General features: G+C 71.2%; 16 protein-coding genes. 9 read left to right on the top strand and 7 right to left on the bottom strand.

The genetic code is table 11. The features are described from left to right. Positions 1 to 5: 5 nt before the first annotated feature. Both ACQP1K_RS20670 and ACQP1K_RS20665 read right to left on the bottom strand, forming a co-directional pair. Entirely contained in the window at positions 6 to 1,097 is a 1,092-nt protein-coding gene (locus ACQP1K_RS20670) for a glycoside hydrolase family 53 protein (protein ID WP_433497351.1), read from the bottom strand. Between the two features lie 92 nt (positions 1,098 to 1,189). After that, a complete protein-coding gene (locus tag ACQP1K_RS20665) occupies positions 1,190 to 3,190 on the bottom strand; it encodes a beta-galactosidase (protein ID WP_433497350.1) in 2,001 nt (666 codons plus the stop codon). Positions 3,191 to 3,441: 251 nt separating this feature from the next. Between ACQP1K_RS20665 and ACQP1K_RS20660 the strand changes: the two genes are divergently transcribed. From ACQP1K_RS20660 to ACQP1K_RS20645, 4 genes are all read left to right on the top strand, one after another. Further along, a complete protein-coding gene (locus ACQP1K_RS20660) occupies positions 3,442 to 4,713 on the top strand; it encodes an ABC transporter substrate-binding protein (RefSeq protein ID WP_433497349.1) in 1,272 nt (423 codons plus the stop codon). A gap of 67 nt (positions 4,714 to 4,780) precedes the next feature. Then, positions 4,781 to 5,677 carry a carbohydrate ABC transporter permease gene (locus tag ACQP1K_RS20655; protein ID WP_433497348.1) on the top strand — a complete coding sequence of 299 codons (897 nt, stop codon included), beginning with the start codon at positions 4,781 to 4,783 and terminating at the stop codon, positions 5,675 to 5,677. After that, positions 5,677 to 6,558, top strand: a complete 882-nt coding sequence (locus tag ACQP1K_RS20650) for a carbohydrate ABC transporter permease (protein ID WP_433497347.1) — start codon at positions 5,677 to 5,679, stop codon at positions 6,556 to 6,558. The genes ACQP1K_RS20655 and ACQP1K_RS20650 overlap by 1 nt, the downstream gene beginning before the upstream one ends. Positions 6,559 to 6,632: 74 nt before the next feature. Continuing rightward, positions 6,633 to 7,634, top strand: coding sequence for a LacI family DNA-binding transcriptional regulator (locus ACQP1K_RS20645; RefSeq protein ID WP_433497346.1), 1,002 nt, complete (start codon positions 6,633 to 6,635; stop codon positions 7,632 to 7,634). 179 nt (positions 7,635 to 7,813) lie between these two features. Here ACQP1K_RS20645 and ACQP1K_RS20640 read toward each other — a convergent pair whose 3' ends face one another. Together ACQP1K_RS20640 and ACQP1K_RS20635 are read right to left on the bottom strand one after the other, a co-directional pair. Next, a complete protein-coding gene (locus ACQP1K_RS20640) occupies positions 7,814 to 8,995 on the bottom strand; it encodes an ROK family protein (protein WP_433501603.1) in 1,182 nt (393 codons plus the stop codon). 132 nt (positions 8,996 to 9,127) lie between these two features. Continuing rightward, positions 9,128 to 14,116: an Lhr family helicase gene (locus ACQP1K_RS20635; RefSeq protein WP_433497345.1), complete on the bottom strand. Its 4,989-nt coding sequence runs from the start codon at positions 14,114 to 14,116 to the stop codon at positions 9,128 to 9,130. Positions 14,117 to 14,221: 105 nt separating this feature from the next. Between ACQP1K_RS20635 and ACQP1K_RS20630 the strand changes: the two genes are divergently transcribed. From ACQP1K_RS20630 to ACQP1K_RS20615, 4 genes are all read left to right on the top strand, one after another. Beyond that, complete coding sequence (locus ACQP1K_RS20630; RefSeq protein WP_433497344.1) at positions 14,222 to 14,416, top strand: DUF3046 domain-containing protein; 195 nt, start codon at positions 14,222 to 14,224, stop codon at positions 14,414 to 14,416. A gap of 204 nt (positions 14,417 to 14,620) precedes the next feature. Then, the gene (locus tag ACQP1K_RS20625) at positions 14,621 to 14,929 is read left to right on the top strand and encodes a winged helix-turn-helix domain-containing protein (RefSeq protein WP_433497343.1); all 309 of its coding nucleotides are present in this window, start codon (positions 14,621 to 14,623) and stop codon (positions 14,927 to 14,929) included. After that, complete coding sequence (locus ACQP1K_RS20620; RefSeq protein ID WP_433497342.1) at positions 14,922 to 15,800, top strand: ABC transporter ATP-binding protein; 879 nt, start codon at positions 14,922 to 14,924, stop codon at positions 15,798 to 15,800. The genes ACQP1K_RS20625 and ACQP1K_RS20620 overlap by 8 nt, the downstream gene beginning before the upstream one ends. Then, entirely contained in the window at positions 15,797 to 16,882 is a 1,086-nt protein-coding gene (locus ACQP1K_RS20615; RefSeq protein WP_433497341.1) for an ABC transporter permease, read from the top strand. The genes ACQP1K_RS20620 and ACQP1K_RS20615 overlap by 4 nt, the downstream gene beginning before the upstream one ends. Positions 16,883 to 16,983: 101 nt before the next feature. On the opposite strand, the gene ACQP1K_RS20610 is transcribed toward ACQP1K_RS20615, so the two are convergent. The 3 genes from ACQP1K_RS20610 to ACQP1K_RS20600 all read right to left on the bottom strand — a co-directional run bounded on the left by ACQP1K_RS20610 (position 16,984) and on the right by ACQP1K_RS20600 (position 19,198). Further along, positions 16,984 to 17,259, bottom strand: coding sequence for a hypothetical protein (locus ACQP1K_RS20610; RefSeq protein WP_433497340.1), 276 nt, complete (start codon positions 17,257 to 17,259; stop codon positions 16,984 to 16,986). A 110-nt stretch (positions 17,260 to 17,369) separates the two neighbouring features. Further along, positions 17,370 to 18,032: a response regulator gene (locus ACQP1K_RS20605; RefSeq protein WP_433497339.1), complete on the bottom strand. Its 663-nt coding sequence runs from the start codon at positions 18,030 to 18,032 to the stop codon at positions 17,370 to 17,372. Beyond that, positions 18,020 to 19,198, bottom strand: coding sequence for a sensor histidine kinase (locus ACQP1K_RS20600; RefSeq protein WP_433497338.1), 1,179 nt, complete (start codon positions 19,196 to 19,198; stop codon positions 18,020 to 18,022). Before ACQP1K_RS20600 ends, ACQP1K_RS20605 begins: the two co-directional genes overlap by 13 nt. A gap of 205 nt (positions 19,199 to 19,403) precedes the next feature. On the opposite strand from ACQP1K_RS20600, the gene ACQP1K_RS20595 reads away from it, so the two are divergent. Beyond that, a complete protein-coding gene (locus ACQP1K_RS20595; protein ID WP_433497337.1) occupies positions 19,404 to 20,603 on the top strand; it encodes an alpha/beta hydrolase in 1,200 nt (399 codons plus the stop codon). The last annotated feature ends 22 nt before the right edge of the window (positions 20,604 to 20,625 follow it).

Below are 20,625 nucleotides of genomic sequence, written 5' to 3'. Positions count from 1 at the left end.
GTCTCCTAGGGGGTCCACCTGACGTGCGGGTTGAGGTGACCCGTCCAGTTGAACATGGCCATGTTGTCCCAGCCGTCGCCGCTGCCGTTGATGTCCGCCGGATCCCAGCCGTTACCGGGCACCGCGTACCAGGTCGGCTCCCAGTAGAAGACGCCGACGGCGCCCGCGTTGCGCGCGGTGTTCTGCACCGCGGTGAACTCGGCGCCCTGTCCCTGCCAGGTGAGGCCGTACCCCGGACACCCCGAGGTGACCGAGTTGGGGGTGGAGTCCGCGTTGTCGGCGGTGAACGGGTAGGCCGTCTCGGCGATGACGACCGGCTTGCCGTAGCGGTACCGCATGTCCGAGATCACGTTGTACAGGTTGGACAGCGAGCCGTGCCACATGCAGTAGTACGACAGGCCGGTGATGTCCCAGGGCACGCCCTTGGCCCTGATGCCGTCGTAGAACCAGCGGGCGTGGGCGTCGCTGTCCGCGTTCGCGGTGTGAATGATCACCTGCGTGCCCGGGTTGCAGGCCTTGGTCGCGTTGTAGCCGGCCTTGAGCAGCAGGCTCAGGTTCGTGAAGTCGTTGTTGACGACCTTGCCGTCGTTCCACAGCATGCCGACGTTGATCTCGTTGCCGATCTGCACGCTGTCGGGGGTGGTGCCCTGTGCCTTGAGGCTCGAGCACACGTCGTAGGTGTAGTCGTAGACGTCGGTCTGCAACTGGCCGATGCCGTGGCTGGACCAGGCCGCGGGCTTGTACTGCTTGCCGGGGTCCGCCCAGGTGTCCGAGTAGTGGAAGTCGATGAGCAGCTTCAGGCCCTTGGCCTTGACCGTCCTGGCGTACTGCAGCACCTTCGCCTTGTTGTTGTAGCCGCTGGCCGGGTTGTTCCAGATCCGCAGGCGGACGTAGTTTGCGCCGATGCCCTTGAGGATGTCGAGCGGATCCCTCTGGTTGCCGTTCGCGTCGTAGTACTTCGCGCCCAGGTCGAGGGCGCGCTGCACGGTGGAGACGTCTGCTCCGCGCATGGTCAGTGTGGTGGCGGCCTGCGCCGGATACGCGGCGGGTAGTGCCGTGGCGGCGCACAGCACCAGTGCCGCGAGGATCCTTTTCATGCTTCCTCCGGTCAGGAGAGGAGTGATGGAAGTCCCCCGGACCCTCCGGCTCCGTGCCGTCGGCAAGGTGACGGCACGGAGCCGGAGGACGCCTATGTGCGGACGACGACGACCCCCCCGGCGGGTACGGTCGCCGACCCCGCGTACTCGGCCCCGTCGAGCACGCCGGCGCCGGTCACCCCGTCGACCGTCACCGGCTCGTCCGCGTGGTTGATCAGGAAGTGGTGGTCGCCGCGCCGTACGATCTCCAGCGTGTCGGGCAGGCCGCGCGGCCGGGCCACACCCGCGTGATCGAGGACGCCTGCGAGGAGCCGGCGCAGGTCGTCTCCCGGCTCCGGGCCCGGCCGGGGGTCGAGCGCGGTGGCGACGTACCACGCCGTGCCTGCGCCGAGGTCGTGCCGCGTGACCGCAGGATGCCCGGCGTCCGGCCCGTCGGCGAAGCGATGTACGGCTCGCGCACCCGCCAGGCGTACCCGCTCCGACCAGATCCGGCCGGTCGCGGCCGACGGCAGCAGCGCCACGGTCTCGCCGGCGCGCAGCGGGTGGAACTCCTCGACGGACACGCCGAGCACCTCGCGCAGCGCCCCGGGGTGCGGCCCGGCGTGGATGCCGTCGTTCTCGTCGACGATGCCGGAGAAGTAGGAGACGAGCAGGTGGCCGCCGGCCTCCACGTGGCGGTGCAGGTTCTTGGCCGACGCCTCGGCGAGCAGGTAGGAACTGGGCAGGACGACCAGCCTGTACGGCGACAGATCGGCCGAGGGATGGACGAAGTCAACGGTGACGTGCTCGCGCCACAGCGCCTCGTAGTAGGCCTCCATCCGCTCGCGGAACCGCAGGTCGACCGAGGGCCGCCACTCCAGCTCCAGCGCCCAGTACGACTCCCAGTCCCACGCCAGGGCGACCTCCGCCCGGACCCGCGCGCCGCGGACCCCGCCGAGCCTGCGCAGGTCGGCGCCGAGCGCGACCACATCGCGCCAGATCCCGGAGTCCGTCCCGGCGTGCGGCACCATCGCCGAGTGGAACTTCTCCGCGCCGTAGCGTGAGGCCCGCCACTGGAAGAACAGCGCGGAGTCCGAGCCGCGCGCCACGTGGGCGAGGCTGTTGCGGCGCATCTCGCCGGGCCGCTTGGCGAGGTTGCGCGGCTGCCAGTTGACCGCGCCGGTCGAGTGCTCCATGAGCATCCACGGGCGGCCTGCGGCCACCGACCGGGTGAGATCGGCGGCCATGGCCAGCTCGATGTGCGGATCGGCGCGCGCGGAGTCGAGATAGTGGTCGTTGGCCACCACGTCGACCTCCGCTGCCCACCGCCAGTAGTCCATCGGCTTGCAGTTGGGGATCATGAAGTTGGTCGTGACCGGAAGATCGCTGAATCGGCGGATCACCTCGCGCTCGCGCCGGAAACAGGCGATGTGCGCGTCGACGGAGAACCGCATGAAGTCGAGCTGGAGCCCGTTGAGCAGGCCGACCGGCGCCACGACGGGCGGCTCGACCTCGTCGAACGAGCCGTAGGTCAGCCCCCAGAACGTGGTCCCCCAGGCGGCGTTGAGCGCGCCGACCTCGCCGTACCTGTCCCGCAACCAGGCGCGGAACGCCTCGGCCGAGGTCGGGCAGTGGCAGTGCGCGTTGGCCCAGCCGTACTCGTTGTGCACATGCCACATGGCCAGCGCGGGATGCCCGGCATAGCGGGCGGCCAACGCCTCGACCACCCGTTCGGCGGCGGCGGCGTAGTCGGGCGAGCTGGGGCAGAAGCCATGCCGGGAACCCCCGCCGAGCACACGCCCGTCCCGGTCGACCAGCCGGCTGCCCGGGTAGCGGCGGCGGAACCAGGTGGGCGGCGACGCGGTCGGGGTGGCCAGATCGACCGAGACCCCCGCCGAGTGGAGCAGGTCGAGGATGCGGTCGAGCCGGCCGAAGTCGTACGCACCCTCCTCCGGCTCGATCAACCCCCAGTTGAAGACGCCGACCGTGACCAGGTTCACCCCGGCCTCCCGCATCAGGCGGACGTCCTCACGCCATACCTCCTCCGGCCACTGCTCGGGGTTGTAGTCGCCGCCGTAGGCGAGCCCCTCGGGCAGGACGGGATATCCGGGCACAGCTCCCCCTCGATATTGCCTCTGTGAACGTGCACAGTAACGCACAATCCGGGGAGCGAGAAGACCCAACGGTATCGGCGCTGATGAAAGCGGGTCCGCTAACAACCGCGTAACGGCCATTGACATCACCGGATCGGCCTTCCAGTCTGTGAACGTTCACAGATGGACGCTCCAGTATTCTCGCCCCCCGCCTGGAGGCATGTATGCGCATAAATCGGCTAACAGCTGCGGCGGTCGCGATTCTCGCCGCCATGATCTCCACGGCGTGCTCCGGCGGTTCCGGCGAGCCGCAGGCCCCGGCCGGCGACGGCACGGGTACGGCGCCGGCCGGACCGGTCGAGCTGACCTACTGGACCTGGGTCCCGAACATGGACAAGATCGTCGCGGTGTGGAACCAGGCGCACCCCGACATCCGGGTGACCGTGAGCAAGCAGGCCGGCGGCGACGACGCGGCGGCCAAGTTCCTCACCGCCGCCAAGGCGGGCAACCCGCCCGATCTGGTCCAGGCGGAGTACCAGATGCTGCCCTCGTTCGTCGCCGCCGACGCGGTGGCCGACATCAGGGCCGAGACGGAGCAGGCCAGGACCGAGTTCGGCGACGGGATCTGGGGCCTGGTCACGCTCGGCACCGACGCCGTCTACGCCGTCCCGCAAGACAGCGGGCCGATGATGCTCTACTACCGCCAGGACCTGTTCGAGAAGTACGACATCGAGGTGCCGAAGACCTGGGACGAATACGCGCAGACCGCCAGAGCCGTACGCGAGAAGGACCCGAAGGTCTTCCTCGGCACCTTCTCCAGCAAGGATCCGGGCTGGTTCGCCGGGCTCTCCCAGCAGGCGGGCGCCCAGTGGTGGTCGATCAGCGGTGACGCCTGGAAGGTCGGCGTCGACGACGAGGCCACCGCGAAGGTCGCCGGCTACTGGGGCGGTCTCGTCAAGGAGGGCGTCATCGACGGCATGCCGTTCTTCACCCCGGAGTGGAACAAGGCGCTCAACGACGGCCGGCTTCTCACCTGGCCCTCGGCGGTGTGGGGCCCGGGCGTGCTGTCCAGCAACGCGCCGAAGGCCGAGGGCAGGTGGGCCATCGCGCCGCTGCCCCAGTGGAACGCGGGGGAGAACCACAGCGGGTTCTGGGGCGGCTCCTCCACGGCGGTGGCCGCCAAGTCGCCCGACAAGGCGGCGGCCGCGCGGTTCGCCACCTGGCTGAACACCGATCCGCAGGCACTCGGCCTACTGATCGAGGAGGGCTCGATCTACCCCGCCTCCGTCAAGGGCGCCGCGCTGCTCACCGAGGCCCCCGGTTACTTCACCAACCAGCCCGACTTCTGGCAGCGGGCGGCCGAGATCGGCGCCACCGCCCGCGGTTTCACCTTCGGCCCGAACGTCAACGTGACCTACAACGCCTACAAGGACGCGTTCGACAAGGCCGTCGCCGCCAGGTCCGGCTTCGCGGACGCCGTACGAACCATGCAGGAGACCACGGTCGCCGACATGCGCAAGTCCGGTTTCACCCTTGCCGAATGACACCCCGGCGTGGCCGGATGACAGACCAGTGCAGCCCAGTGACAGCCCAGTGACAAGGGCCCGGAGCATGATCCGTCGCAAGAGTGGGGCCCGCGCGCATCGCGCGGGTGCCGTGCCCTATATGTTCCTCGCCCCGGCCATGGCGCTGTTCGCGCTTTTCCTGGCCCTGCCCATCGGATACACGGTCTACCTCAGCCTGCGGCGGACGAAGGTCTCCGGTCTCGGGCTCGGGGCGGGCGCCCGCAGGGAGATCTTCGTCGGGCTCGACAACTACGCGGCGGCCGTCGGCGACGGCGAGCTGTGGGCCGGCTGGCTGCGCGTTCTCGGCTACGGCGCGCTCGTGCTGGTGGTCATGCTGGGGCTCGCCCTCCTGTTCGCGCTCATGCTCGACGCGGCGAAGGTGCGGCTGGCCCGGTTCACCCGGATCTCGATCTTCCTTCCGTACGCGGTGCCGGGCGTGGCGGCCACCCTGATGTGGGGTTTCCTCTACCTGCCGAGCCTCAGCCCGTTCGGCGACCGGCCCTTCCTGAGCGCCGACGTGGTGACGTTCTCGATGGCCAACGTGGCGGTCTGGGGCGGCACCGGCTTCAACATGCTCGTGCTCTACACGGCCCTGCGTGCCGTACCCAGGGACTACTACGAGGCGGCCAGGATCGACGGTGCGACCGAGGTGCGGATCGCGCTGCGCATCAAGATCCCCATCCTGACCCCGGCGATCATTCTGACCACCGTGTTCTCCGTCATCGCGACCGTCCAGGTGTTCACAGAACCGACCACGCTGCGGCCGCTGACGAACACGATCAGCTCTACCTGGAGCCCGCTGATGAAGGTCTACCGCGACGCGTTCGTCACCGGCGATCTGTACTCGGCCGCGGCGACGTCCATGGTGATCGCCGCGATCTCCCTCGTCCTGTCGTTCGGATTCCTGCGCGTCGTGAAGAACCACGCGTTCGGGGAGGACTGATGGCCGCCACCACGCTGACGGCGACCGCCGGCCACGCCCGGTGGAAGGCCCGCCGGTCACTCGGGATCGTGCCGACCGGGGTGCTCGTGCTGGGTGCGATCTACACCCTGTTCCCGGTGAGCTGGGTGGTGGTCGCGGCCACCAAGTCGAAGGCCGAGCTGTTCTCCATCCCGACCTTCGCGCCCGGCACCGGCCTGCTGTCCAACGTGTCCGACCTGTTCGCCTACCGCGACGGCGTCTTCTGGCTCTGGCTGCTCAACACCGTCCTGTACGCCGGGGGCGGCGCCGTGCTGTCGACCGCGGTGTCCACGATCTCGGGCTACACGCTGGCGAAGTACTCCTTCCCCGGCAGAACTCTGATCTTCAACCTGCTCATCGGCGGCATCCTGGTGCCGTCGGTCGTGCTGGCGATCCCGCAGTACCTGCTGTTCTCCAAGGTGGGGCTGGCCGACACCTACTGGTCGGTGCTGCTGCCCCAGATCCTGCACCCGTACAGCATCTATCTGGCCAGGATCTACTCGCAGGCCGCGATCCCGGACTCCCTGCTGGAGGCGGGCCGGCTGGACGGCGCGGGGGAGTGGCGCCTGTTCCGCCGGGTGGCGCTGCCGATGCTGACCCCGGGGATGGTGACGATCTTCCTGTTCCAGTTCGTCGCGATCTGGAACAACTTCCTGCTGCCGTTCATCATGCTCGGCGACGACCACAGGTTCCCGCTGACGGTGGGCCTGTACACGCTGCTCGCCGCCGGGGCCAACCAGCCCTCGCTGTACAACCTGATCATCACGGGGACGATGCTGTCGCTCATCCCGCTGATCGCGCTGTTCCTCACCATGCAGCGCTACTGGCGGACCGATCTGTCCAGCGGGGCCGTGAAAAGCTGATGACCGAACGGGAGGGCCCGGGGGACGGCGCATGCCGCGGTCGGCGGGGCGTGCGACGGGGGGACAATACGAGCATGGCGAAGCGTCCGACGATTCACGATGTCGCCGCGGCGGCGGGCGTGTCCCGGGGCACCGTCTCCCGCGTGCTCAACGACGATCGGTACGTGAGCCCGGCGTCCCACGCGGCCGTACGCCGGGCGATCGCCGAGACCGGCTACATCGTCAACCGCAACGCCCGCAGCCTGGTCACCCAGCGCACGGGCTCCATCGTGATGGTGCTGTCGGAACCCCACGAGAAGGTCTTCGAGGACCCCAACTACAGCACCACCATCCGTACGGCGATCCGGCGGCTGGCCGATCGCGACGTGTCACTGGTGATCATGCTGGCCGGGGACGACGGCGACCGCGACCGCGTCGTGCGCTACGTCCGCGGCGGCCATGCCGACGGAGTGCTGCTGATGTCCACGCACGCGGGAGATCCCCTGGCGGACGAACTGGAGTCGATGCGCATCCCGGCGGTCGCCTGCGGTGCCGTCATCGGCAAGGAGAACGTCATCCCCTATGCGGCGGCCGACGACCGCGAGGGCGCCCGGCAGATGACCCGCTATCTGGTCGAACAGGGCCGGAAGAAGATCGCGACGATCACCGGTCCGATGGACACGCCCGGCGGCATCCAGCGGCTGGAGGGCTTCGCCGACGTGCTCGGCCGCAAGGCGTCCAAGAAGCTGATCGAGTACGGCGACTGGACCCGGGCCGGCGGAGAGCGGGCCATGGCCCGGCTGCTCGATCGCACGCCCGACCTCGACGCGGTCTTCGTGGCCTCCGACCTCATGGCGGCGGGCGCGCTGATCACGCTGCGGGCGGCGGGCCGCCGGGTGCCCGGCGACGTGGCGGTGGGCGGCTTCGACGACTCGTCCGTGGCCGCCTCCACGCACCCGCCGCTGACCACGATCAGCCAGCCGCTCGCCGAGGTGGCCGAGGAGACCGTACGGCTGCTGCTGGAACTCGTCGACGGCGCCGACCACGTGGATTCGGTGATCCTCCCCACCCGCCTCGTCGTCAGGGAGTCCGCCTGAGCGGGCGAGATCCGCGGAGGCGGCCGTCGTCCAGCGGGCCGTCTTTCCTGGGCTGTTGACAAGCCCGTTCCCGGAGTCGCTCACGGGTTCGTCCCCGGGGCGTCGGAAGGCCGTTCACGAGAGCGTCGGAAGGCCGGGGGCGTTCAGGAGGTCGTTCACGGGGTCGTTCAGGGGGGCGTTCAGGCGGCCGAGAAGATGTGGTCGCTGATCAACCGGGTCGCCCCGATGACGCCGGCGGTCGCGCCGAGATCGGACAAGACGATGGGCAGGTTGCCGGTCGCCAGCGGCAGGGACCGGTGGTAGACGAGGCTGCGGATCTCCGCGAGCAGCGCGTGGCCCAGGCCGGCCACGCCGCCCGCGATGATGACGAGGCCCGGGTTGAAGAAGCTCACCAGGCCGGCGAGCACGGTGCCGACCTGGCGGCCGCCCTCGCGGATCATCCGTACGGCGAGGGCGTCGCCCGTGGCGGCGGCCGCCGCGACGTCCTCCGCCGTCACCGAGCCCCTTTCCGCGAGCCGCTCGGCCAGGAACGCCGAGCGGCCCGACTGCGCCGCCGCGAGGGCGTCGCGGGCCAGGGAGGCCCCGCTGAAGTACGCCTCCAGGCAGCCGGTGTTGCCGCAGGCGCAGGTCGGGCCATGATCGTTGACCCGGATGTGGCCGATGTCGCCCGCGCTGCCCGACACTCCCCGGTAGATCTCGCCGTGCACCACGATGCCGCACCCGATGCCGGTGCCGATCTTCACGAGCAGGAAGTCGTCGACCGACCTCGCGAGCCCGGTGTGCAATTCGCCGAGCGCCATGATGTTCACGTCGTTGTCCACGAGCACGGGGCAGCCGAGCTCCTGGCTCATCGCCTCCCGCACCGGGAAGTGATCCCACCCCGGCATGATGGGTGGCGCGATCGGCGTTCCGTCCCGGAAGCTCACCGGCCCCGGGACGCCGATGCCGGCTCCGTGGATCTCGGCGGCCGTTCCGTTCGCCCGCAGTTTGCCGACCAGCTCCAGGGCCTGGCTGAGCACGGCGGTGGGGCCCTCGCGCACATCCGCCGGTCTGGACAGGTGGGAGAGCACCTCGAGCTCGCCGTTCGTCACGGCGACGTCGATCGACGTGGCGCCGATGTCGATGCCGACGAAGCGCAGGTGCGAGGCGATGCGCACGATGCCAGAACGCCGGCCGCCGCGCGAGGCGGCGAGCCCGCCCGACTCCACCAGCCCCAGCGCCGCCAGCCGGTCGAGTTCCAGGGCCAGTTTGGACCGGGAGAGCTGGATCACGTCGCCGAGCTCGGCTCGTGAGCGGGCGCCGTCCTCGCGCAGCAGGCGAAGAAGCCGGGCTTGGTGCACGTTTTCAGGGCGGGCCGTCATCCGCTTCACGCCGCTCTCCTGTCGAAGTTCGTTACGTGCTGAGAATAGCCCGTACTTTTGCCTGACTGGTCAGCGCTTTGTTTGTTCAAGTCATAGCTTTTCGTTGTTTGTGGTCAAAGTCTGCCGCCTTCATCAGGCACGGATGCGCAGGCCGCGCGGCGTCGGATGGAACCCCGCCTCCTCCAGGGCGGCCGCGACCGGTGAGTCCACTATGGCGGTCCCGTCGGCCCGTTCCACGGTGAGCTTCCCCAGGGCGCCCTGCCGTACGGCCGCGGCCAGCGCGCGAACCGCGGGCCGCAGATCGTCCGGCGCGTCGTCCGCGGACTGCGGCGGGCCGAAGGAGAGCAGGGTCTTGCCGCCCCGCTCGACATAGAGGACCAGCCTCCCCTCCACGAGCACCACCAGCGCCCCGGCCTTGCGCCCCGGCCGGTGCGTCACGTCGCCCCCGCGATCCGGCCAGGGCAGGGCCGCGCCGTACGGATTGGCCGGGTCGGCGGCGGCCAGGACGACCGCCCGGCGCGCGGCCGGGCCCGCTCCCGCGGACACGGGCGTGAGGTACGGCTCGGCCCCCGGGACGGGAACGGGAGGCGATGCCGGGTCAGCGGACGCCCCCGGCGGGCCCGATGCCGTTGCGCGCATCCGGTCGACCGCGCCGGGAAGGGCGAACTGCGCGCCCCCGAGACCCTCGACGAAGTAGCCCCGGCGGCACCGGCCGCTCTCCTCGTAAGCCCGCAGCACCTGGTAGACCGAGGAGAAACCTCCGGGAAGCCGCTCGGCCGCGACGCCGCCCCTGGTCAGCACGCCGTGCCGGTCGAGCAGCACCTCGGCCATGGCCTGCGCCCGCCGGGTGCCGTCCGAGGCAGGGGCCGGCACCGGCCACCACCGGCCGCTCACCGTCGGCGGGCCGCTCCTGGTGGGCAGCACGGCCCGGCGGCGCCGGATCGCCGCGGGCCGGTGGGCGGGCCGCCCGGTGCCCAGGACCGAGCGGAGCGGGGCCAGCGTGTCTCCGGTCACCCGGCCCGACCACACCAGATCCCACAGCGCGGCGGCGAGCACCGCGTCCTCCGGCACGCCGCTCCCATACGGACCGGTCTGCCCGGGTGGCGCCGCGCCCGCGACGCGGTCGGACAGCTCCCGGAAGAGCAGCGCCCCGCCGCCGCCCAGGATCTCGAGGATCCGCTCGTGCAGCGGGGTCAGCGTGATCTCCTGCGGCGACGGAAGCAGCAGCGGAGCGGTGTCGGTGAAGTAGAGCGACAGCCAGCCGTCCCCTCCGGGCAGCGACCCCTGGCCCGCCCAGATCACCTCGCCGGAGGAGGTCAGCTCGTCGAGGAGGGCGGGGGAGTAGCCCGGCACCCGGCCCGGCAGGATCAGCGTCTCGAGCGCCGAAGCGGGCACCGCCGCGCCCTGCAGCCGCTCGATCGCGCTGACCAGGTCGTCCATGGCCCGCGCCGTTCCCGGTCGATAGGCGGCGACCTCGGGCGCAGGGCCGGCCCGGGCCGGATCGGCATGGGCCGGGTCGGCGTGCGTCGGACCGGGTCGCGCCTGGCCGCGCCTTCCCGACGGGCCGCCGTCGGCGGCGAAGACCGGCGTGACGCCGTGCCAGGCGGGGAGGAAGGCGGCCAGCACCTCGGGTGGCACCGGCTCGACCTCCTTGCGCAGCCGGGCCAGCGACCTGCGGCGCAGCAGCCGCAGCACCCCGGAGTCGCACCACTCCTCACCCCGGCCGCCCGGCCGGAACTCGCCCCGGACCACCCGGCCGGTCGCGGCCAGGCGAGCCAGTGTGTCCTCGACGACGGCGACGCCGAGGCCGAATCGGGCGGCCGCCGCATCCGGCGAGAACGGCCCACGTGTGCGGGCATGCCGGGCCACCAGATCGCCCAGCGGATCGGGGCCACGTGGCATGAGACCCCCGGCGGGCGGACCGGCCGGGCCGTGAGCGCCCGCACCGCCCATGCCCGGAGGCTCCAGGAACTCGTGCGGCACGCCCACCGGGAGCGGCACCCCGAGCGCGTCCCGCAACCGCCAGGCGTCCTCGACCGCCGCCCACTGCTCGTGGCCCGCCAGACGCACCCGGATCGCGCGGCGTTCCCTTTCCAGACCGGCAGGCCAGGCGGGATCGCCCTCGCGGATCGAGATGTCCTCGGCCGACAGCGGGCCGTGGGAGCGCAGTAGATCGGCGAGGTCCTCGGCATCACGGAGCGGCCGGTCCAGCCGGGCCAGCTCCCGTTCCGTCTCCGCGATCACATCGGGGTCGAGCAGTTCGCGCAGCTCGGCCTGGCCGAGCAGCTCGGCCAGCAGTGCCGTGTCGAGGGCCAGCGCCTGAGCGCGGCGCTCGGCCAGCGGGGCGTCGCCCTCGTACATGAAGGCGCCGATGTAGCCGAACAGCAGCGAAGCGGCGAACGGCGACGGCTGGGTGGTCTCCACCTCCACCACCCGCACCCTGCGGGCGGCCGCGTCCCGCATCAGCCGGACCAGCCCCGGCACGTCGAAGACGTCCTGCAGGCACTCTCGCATCGTCTCCAGCACGACGGGGAAACCCGCATATCTGCTCGCGACGCCGAGCAGGTGCGCCGCCCGCTGACGCTGCCGCCACAGTGGCGTCCGCCTGCCGGGGCTTCGGCGGGGCAGCAGCAGCGACCGCCCGGCGCATTCGCGGAACCGCGCCGCGAACAGCGCAGAACCGCCCAGCTCCTCCGTGACGATCTGCTCGATCTCCTCGGGGTCGAAGACCGCGACGTCGGTCGGCGCCTCGTCGAGCGTGTCCGGGATCTGCAGGACGATTCCGTCGTCGGAGTGGACCGCCTGCTGGGCCTCGACGCCGTACCGTTCGCGCAGCCGCCGTCCGATGGCGAGCGCCCATGGGGCGTGCACACGCGCGCCGTACGGCGAATGGATCACCACCCGCCAGTCGCCCAGCTCGTCGTGGAAACGCTCCACCACGAGCGTCCGGTCGTCCGGCACGTAGCCGGTCGCCCCGCGCTGCTCGGCCAGGTAGGCGAGCAGGTTGCCGGTGGCGAACTCGTCGAGCCCGGCGGCCCTGATCCGGTCGTGCGCCGATCCGGGTGAAGTGGACACCTCGCGCAGGAAGGCGCCGATGGCCCGGCCCAGCTCGGCGGGCCGTCCGGGAGAGTCGCCGTGCCAGAACGGCAGTTTCCCCGGGCGGCCGGGGGCCGGCGAGACCAGCACGCGGTCCGCTGTGATGTCCTCGATCCGCCACGAGGTCGCGCCGAGCACGAACACGTCGCCCACCCGCGACTCGTAGACCATCTCCTCGTCCAGCTCGCCGACCCGGGTCGGACGCCTGCCGGAGGTGGCCGAGCCGCCGTCCCCGGCGAGGAACACGCCGAACAGGCCACGGTCGGGGATCGTGCCGCCGTTGGTCACCGCCAGCCGCTGCGCGCCGGGCCTGCCGCGCAGCGTGCCGGTCACCCGATCCCACACGATGCGGGGCCGCAGCTCGGCGAACTCCTCGCTCGGGTAGCGCCCTGCCAGCATGTCGAGCGTGGCCTCCAGCGCGGTGCGCGGCAGTGTGGCGTACGGCGCCGCCCGCCGGACCAGGGCCTCGATCGCGTCGACCGTCCACTCGTCCAGCGCGGTCATCGCGACGATCTGCTGCGCCAGCACGTCGAGGGGGTTGCGCGGGTAGCGCAGCTCCTCGATCTGTCCGCTCTTCATGCGCTCGGCGACCACGGCCGTCTGGATGAGATCACCCCGGTACTTGGGGAAGATCACGCCGCGGGACACCGCGCCCACCTGATGCCCGGCCCTGCCGATGCGTTGCAGGCCGCTGGCCACGCTGGGCGGCGACTCGACGCAGGCCACCAGGTCGACCATGCCCATGTCGATGCCCAGCTCGAGGCTGGAGGTGGCGACCACGCCGGGCAGCCGGCCCGACTTCAGCGCCTCCTCGATCTGGGCCCGCTCCTCCTTGGAGACCGACCCGTGGTGGGCCCGCACGATCTCGGGCACCACCCCGTTCGACGCTCCCGCCTGGGCCATCGTCGCGCCCGGCGTGGCCGATGAGGCCGGTGAAGCCGGTGCGACCGCGTCGCCGTACACCTGGCCGAACAGCGCGTCGTCCGTCTGGTCGGCGGAGGCGTGCCCGCCGGCGGGGGAGTCCCCCGCGGCGCCTGTGCGCCGTTCCCACGCCAGCTCGTTGAGCCGGGTGCACAGCCGCTCCGACAGCCGCCGGGAGTTGGCGAAGACGATCGTGGACCGGTGGGCTTCGATGAGGTCGAGAAGGCGCTCCTCCACGTGCGGCCAGATGCTGCGGCGGTGCTCGGCGGGCCGCTCCGCTCCCGTGTCGCCGCTCCCGTCCGCCCCGGTGGTCCCGTCCGCTCCGGCCGTGCCGGGAGGGGGCGGGGAGAGTTCCGTCATGTCCTCCACCGGGACCACGACGTCGACCTCGATGACCTTCTCGGCGGGTGGCTGCACCACGGTGGCCGGGCGGGAGCCGCCGAGGAAGGCCGCCACCTCGGCGACGGGCCGTACGGTCGCGGACAGACCGATGCGCTGGGCCGGCCCGGGCAGCAGGGCGTCGAGCCGTTCCAGCGTCAGTGCGAGATGGGCGCCACGCTTGGTCGCGGCGACCGCGTGGACCTCGTCCACGATCACCGTCTCGACGCCGCGCAGGGCCTCTCGCGCCTGAGAGGTGAGGATCAGGAACAGCGACTCCGGCGTGGTGATCAGGATTTCGGCGGGATCGGCGGCGAAACGGCGGCGGTCCTCGGCCGTCGTGTCGCCCGACCGGATGGCCACCGATATCTCGGGCGCGGCGCGGCCGAGCCGCGCGGCGGTCTGCCTGATGCCGGTGAGCGGGGCGCGCAGGTTTCTCTCGACGTCGACGGCGAGCGCCTTCAGCGGGGAGACGTACACCACCCGGCACAGCCGCCCGCCTCCGGCCTTCGAACCCCCGGCGGCGCCGGTGGCTTCTACGGCCAGCCGGTCGATCGCCCACAGGAAGGCGGCCAGGGTCTTCCCCGAACCGGTGGGGGCGACCACCAGCGTGTTGTCGCCGCGCGAGATCGACGCCCACGCGCCCTCCTGGGCCGCGGTCGGCGCGGCGAACGCGCCGGTGAACCACTGCCTGGTCACCGGGCTGAAACCGTCGAGCGCGCTCACCCGCCCATCATGCCTCCGCCCACCGACAGAAAACGCCGCCCCCGCGGCCCGGCGCCGTGGACGCTCCCGGCCCGTTCGGCGAACGGAGGATGCCAGACTGGAGGGATGCGCCTCACTGACTTCTGGAGCCGGATGCACCGCCACTTCGGGGAGGCGTACGCGGAGTCGTGGGCGAGGGACTATGTCCTCGCCGATCTCGGCGGGCGGACGGTCGAGCAGGCCCTCGCCGAGGGCATCTCCGCCAAGCGGGTCTGGCACGCCGTCTGCCAGGTCGAGGACGTGGATCCGAGGTACCGCTGATCGTCCCTTCTCTCCACGCCTCCTTCACCGCTGCTTTCCACTTGAACGGCAGTTGAATGCTTGCTAACATTTTGAACGGGTGAGCGAGAAGCAAGCGGATGAACGACGATGAAGAACGCACTCCAGATCAGGCGCTGCGCGAGGTGATCCGGGTCCCTGCGATCACCGGGGCGTTTCCGATCCACGGGGCGTGCTGAGGAAGCGATGAGCACCCACCCGCGCCATGAGCTCGACGAGGTCATCCACGCGCCGGTCCGGCTGTCCATCGTGGCGGCGCTGGCGGCCGTCGAGAAGGCGGACTTCCGGTTCCTGCGCGACACCATCGAGGTCAGCGACTCCCTGCTCTCCAAGCACATCCTCACCCTGGAAGAGGCCGGATACGTCCGGGTGAACAAGACATTCGTCGGGAAGCGGGCACGCACCTGGCTCTCGCTGACCAGTCGCGGCAAGAAGGCGTTTCGCACCTATATGGACGTACTGCGACGGATCACCGAAGGAATCCCCCATGCTTGACATCGAGAACTTAGGCAAACGCTTCGGAGACAAGGTCGCCCTCGACGGGGTGGACTTCTCCGTACGGCCCGGCGAGATGTTCGGCTTCGTCGGAGCCAACGGCGCCGGCAAGACCACGACCATGCGGATCATCATGGGCGTCCTCGATGCCGACTCGGGCGAGGTGCGCCACGAGGGCCGCCCGATAACCCATGAGGACCGCCGTGCGTACGGCTACATGCCGGAGGAGCGCGGGCTCTATCAGAAGATGAAGGTCGCCGAGCAGGTCGAATACTTCGGCAGGCTCCACGGCCTCACCCCGGCCGCCGCCCGCCGGACCACCGCCGAGCTGCTCGAACGGCTCGGCCTCGTCGAGCGGCGCGGCGACGCGGTCGAGGCGCTGTCGCTGGGAAACCAGCAGCGCGTCCAGCTCGCGGTGGCGCTCGTGCACGACCCGACCGTGCTGATCCTCGACGAGCCGTTCTCCGGCCTCGACCCGCTCGCCGTCGACACACTCGCCGACGTGCTGAAGACCAGGGCGGCCGCCGGCGTCCCGGTCATCTTCTCCAGCCACCAGCTCGAACTGGTGGAACGGCTCTGCGACTCAGTCGGCATCATCTCCGCCGGCCGCATGGTCGCCTGCGGCTCGGTGGCCGAGCTGCGCGCAGGCGAGGGACGCGTGCCGCTCAGGGTCGTCGTCCGCGGCGCGGCACCGGGCTGGGCCGACGGCCTGCCCGGCGAGATCACCGTGGACGGCGACCGGCAGGTGCTGCTCAGCACCGGCGGAGACGACCAGGCCATCCTCCGCCGTGCCGTACAGGCCGGGCACGTCGAGCACTTCGGCCGGCAGGAGCCGACCCTCGTGGAGATCTTCAGAGAGGCGGTCGCGTGAACGGGCTGTGGCTGGTGGCGCAGCGGGAGATCCGCACGCGCATCAGGACGAAGGGGTTCATCGTCAGCCTGGCGATCACCGCCGTGCTGGTGGCCGCGTTCGCGTACGTCCCGAAGCTGTTCAGCGGGAACGACGTCTACGACGTGGGCGTCGTCGGTACGGCTCCGGCCGCCGTCGAGCAGGTGGAGTTCGTGACGTACGCCGACGAGGCGGCGGCGCGGAAGGCGGTGATCGACGGGGACGTCGACGCCGCCCTGATCGACGATCGGACCGTGCTCGCCGACGGCGAGCTCAACGGCCGGCTCGGTCTCATCCTGCAGAGCGCGCACCGCGACGCCCAGATCGAGAAGGCCGGTCTCGCGCTCACCCCGCTGCGCGTCGTGTCCGTCGGGACCGACGCACGCTACGAGGGGGTGCGGGCCGGTCTCGCCATGGTGCTGGTGATGGTGCTGTTCTTCCTGCTCATCTACTCCGCCATGTTCGTCGCGATGGGCGTGGTCGAGGAGAAGGGGAGCCGCATCGTCGAAATCCTGCTCACCGCCATGCGGCCCTGGCAACTGCTCGGCGGAAAGATCGTCGGTCTGGGCGTGCTGGGCCTGATCAACCTCGGTGTGGTCATCGCGGTAGGCCTCGGCTCGGCCTTCGTCAGCGGGCTCGCCGCCGACCTCCCGCCGGGGATGGCCGGGATCGTGATCAGCGCCGTCGTGTGGTTCGTCCTCGGCTACGCCTTCTTCTCGACGCTCGCAGCCGCCTTCGGCTCGCTGGTCTCCAGGCAGGAGGAGCTCAACGGCGTGCTGACGCCGATGACGATGCTGATGACGCTGACCTATCTGGTGTCCTACTTCGCCGCGGCACAGCCGACCGGGACGGCGGCCAAGATCCTGTCTCTGATCCCGCCGTTCTCCTCGATGGTGATGCCGGTGCGCACCGCGGCCACCGAGGTGCCGCTTGGAGAGATCGTGCTCGCCGTGGCGCTGATGATCGCGGCGGTCGCGGTCGTGCTGCTCGCCGGCGCCCGGATCTATCAGCGGGCCGTGCTCCGTACGGGTGCCCGGGTCAAGCTGGGCGAGGTCATCAGATGACCGCTCCGGAGAGAGGCGGGGAGGCGATCGCCCCCGTACGGAAGGCCGCCCCGGCCCCCGTGAGACCGGGGCGGCTCCGTGCACCGAGGGGAAGGGACGGACTAGACGGGCTGGGAGAGCAGCTTCCCGATCCTTTCGGCCGCCCGGCCGGGCTCCTCGGCGTTCTCCTGTCCGTCGGGGGACCACAGGAACAGCCAGCCGTCCTTCGCCGGGGAGGCGAAGACGATCGTCTGTTTCCGGGTGCGCGGATGCCAGATCCACAGCACCGGCTCCTCCCCGCCGATCATCCGGCTGGCGAGCCCGCGTTCAGGAAGATGCCCGGCGAGCGTTTCCAGGAGGGAACGGCGCCGCCAGCCGTACTCACCGGTGCCCGTCACCGTCGCCGCCTTCTCCCTGGAGATCCGACTTTTCTACAAGCATTGCCGCAGGTCGGCCAGCAGACAACCACGTGGAGGTAAGGCCCGGATATCTAACGGGGAGGTTCGGCTCAGGCCAGTCCCGCGTCATGTGCGAGAAGAGCAATCTGGGTGCGGTTGTCGAGACCGAGCTTGCGCAGAATGCTGGAGATGTGCGCTTTGACCGTGGTCACGCCCATGAACAGCTCGGCGGCGATCTCGGCGTTGGTCCGCCCCCGGGCCACGGCGACGACCACGTCGTGCTCGCGAGGGCTGAGCGCGGCCAGGGCGGAACGCGCCCGCTCGTACGCCCCGGCCTGCGTGATCGCGCGGTCCATCAGCCTGCGGGCGATCCGGGGCGACAGGATCGGGTCTCCCGCGGCGACCCGGCGGATCGCGTCGACGATCCGCGCGGGCGGGGTGTCCTTCAGCAGGAAGCCGCCGGCACCCGCACGGAGCGCGTACAGGATGTTCTCGTCGGTGTCGAACGTGGTGAGCACGATGACCTCGGGTGGGTGAGGCCGGCGCCGTAGCCCGCGGGTGGCCGTGATGCCGTCCACACGCGGCATTCGCAGATCCATGAGCACCACATCCGGGGCGTGGGCATCGGCGGCCGCCGCCACCTCGTCGCCGTCGGCCGCCTCGCCCACCACGGAGATGCCGTGAATCCCGTCGAGCATCATGGACAGCCCGGCGCGCACGAGGGCGTCGTCGTCCACGAGGAGCACACGGATGGGACGGCTCACCTCGGCCATGGCAACCAGGCACGCAGGCGGAACTCGCCGGCGGCCACCTCGTGGTCCAGCCGTCCGCCGGTCAGGCGCACCCGCTCGGTCAGCCCGACCAGGCCGGTGCCGGTGCCCGGTGTGATCGGCAGGGTGGTCTCATCCCCTGGCAGCGGGTTGCGCATGTCGATCGTCAGCCGGTCACCCGGCCGGCCCTCCACCACCACCTGGACCGGTCGGCCGGCGGCGTGCTTCCTGGCGTTGGTCAGCCCCTCCTGTACGACGCGGTAGGCGGTTCGAGCGGCAGCGGCGGGCAGTGCCGCAGGATCCGTCACCTTGTCGCGCAACAGCACCTGTGCACCGGCGTCGCGAGACTCCTCGACGAGCCGGGGGAGGTCGGCCAGACCGGGCTGCGGCCGCTCGCCGGAGTCGTGGTCCTCCTCGCGCAGCAAGTCGATCACCTCGCGGAGTTCGTCGAGGGCCTGGTGCACCCCGGCACGCACCACGCCCGCGGCACGCGAGAGCCGCTCGGGCGGGGAGTCGGGGCGGTATTCCAACGCACCCGCGTAGGTGGCCAGCAGCGACAGCCGATGGGCCAGCACGTCGTGCATCTCCCTGGCGATGCGATTGCGCTCGAGCATCCGCGCCTCGGCCACCCGCCTGCCCTGCTCGGCCTCGGCACGACGGGCACGCTCGCGCAGAGAGGCGATGAGCGCGCGGCGCGACTGAGCCAGCGCACCCCAGCCGACCAGCGCGCCGTACGCGATCGTGATCAGGGCCAGCCACCAGCCGAAGGAGATCCCTCTGCTGGGCTGCCACGCGCCCTGTATCGCGTGCGCGGCGATCCCCGTCGCGGCGACGGCGGCAGCGACCGGAAAACCACGCCGCTGAGCGACCTGCAGCGCGCCCATCGCGGCCGCCGGGGTGGCCGCGGGCGACAGCGCGGCCAAAACGGTGAATCCCAGCGCGCCGCCGACCGGCCGCCACAGCAGAACGGGCGACAGGACGCAGCTCAGCACCCCGACCGTGATGTCGAGACCCAGCCACGGCGTCGCCGGGTGCGCGTCGAACCGCCCCCGGATCGCCGGCGCGGTCAGGATCCCCACTCCGGCGATCATGCAGGCCGCGATGGCGGCTCGCGGGGCGCGCCGACGCTCGGATCCAGCCCCCGCATCGCAGTAGATCTCGCCGCTCACCGGCCAAGGCTAACTTCGGACGCCGCGGCGTCGACACCTACCAAAGTAGGAGCGATGCCGTACGGAGGTCGGGGTCACAGTGGCCGCCCGCCCGATGCGCGTGCCCCGCCGTGCCCGTCACGCTGTCAGGCATGAACCCGGCGCGGTGGCCGATGGCCGTCGGCACGCCGAACCGTACGAACAGCGGCACAGTGGAGCGACGACCATGCCCCTCGGTTATCTGGCGACCCTGACGCCTGTCGCGGTCTGCACCATGCTGGCCCTTGCGCCGCTGCGCCGGCCGCGGCCGCTCGCCGAGCTGAGTTTCCGACTGGGCCTCGCGATCAACGAGTCGCCGTTCGTCCCCTTCTACTGGCTCCTGGCCGCGACGCCGCCGGCCCTCGGGGAGGACGACCTCGACTCGCCCGGCGGCTGGGCCCTGGCCGGGGCCGCCGTCCTGACCATGGCCGGGCTCGGGGTCATCGCCCGGCGAGGGCTGCGGGCCGGGCCGGTGCTCGATCGGGCCCTGGCCGAGGGCCTCGGCACCGGCCGGCGCGTCGCCGCCGCCCGTCCGGCCGCGGGCTCACGCCCCCGTCTCCCGCTCGCCCGCATCCTGTTCAGGCCGTTTCCCGTCCGACCTCGCCGGGTCGAGCGGGTGGCGGACATCGCCTACGGCGACGCCGGCAAGCGGAACCTGCTCGACGTCTACCGTCACCGCTCCCGTCCCTCCGGCGGTCCCACCCTGGTCTACTTCCACGGGGGCGGCTACTTCAGCGGCAGGAAGAACCGCGAGGCGCGCCCCCTCCTCCATCGGCTCGCGAGCCGGGGGTGGGTCTGCGTCAGTGCGAACTACCGCCTGCGACCGGCCGCGACGTTCCCCGATCACCTGATCGACGTCAAGAAGGTGATCGCCTGGGTGCGGGAGCACGGCCATGAGTACGGCGCCGACCCGGCGGTGCTCTTCGTAGCGGGCAGTTCGGCCGGCGGCCACCTCGCCTCGCTGGCCGCCCTGACACCCGGCCTACCCGCGTTCCAGCCCGGTTTCGAGCACGCGGACACCTCGGTCACCGCAGCCATCTGCCTGTACGGCTGGTACGGCGACTACTACGGCCAGGGCCCGGCCTCATCACCCCTGACCTACCTCGGACCGGACGCGCCGCCGTTCTTCATCGCGCACGGGGACGACGACACGCTGGTGCCGGTGGCGGACGCCCGGCGTTTCGCGGAGAGGTTGCGGCGCGCCTCCGCCGACCCGGTCGTCTACGCGGAGCTGCCAGGGGCACAGCACGCGTTCGACCTCTTCCACTCCCTCCGCTTCGAAAGCGTCGTCGACGCGATCGAGGCCTTCGCCGCCGAGGTCGGCGGACAGGCCGGGCCGACCTCCTCAGGAGGAGAGATCGCGGCGGTGATGGGAGATGACATGTGATCGAACAGCCGTTCGGCTATAT

Origin of the sequence: Sphaerimonospora sp. CA-214678 (genome assembly GCF_050942215.1) — a bacterium.
Classification (GTDB): domain Bacteria; phylum Actinomycetota; class Actinomycetes; order Streptosporangiales; family Streptosporangiaceae; genus Sphaerimonospora.
Note: the sequence above shows the minus strand (reverse complement) of the source record. Positions and strands in the feature narration are given on the sequence as shown.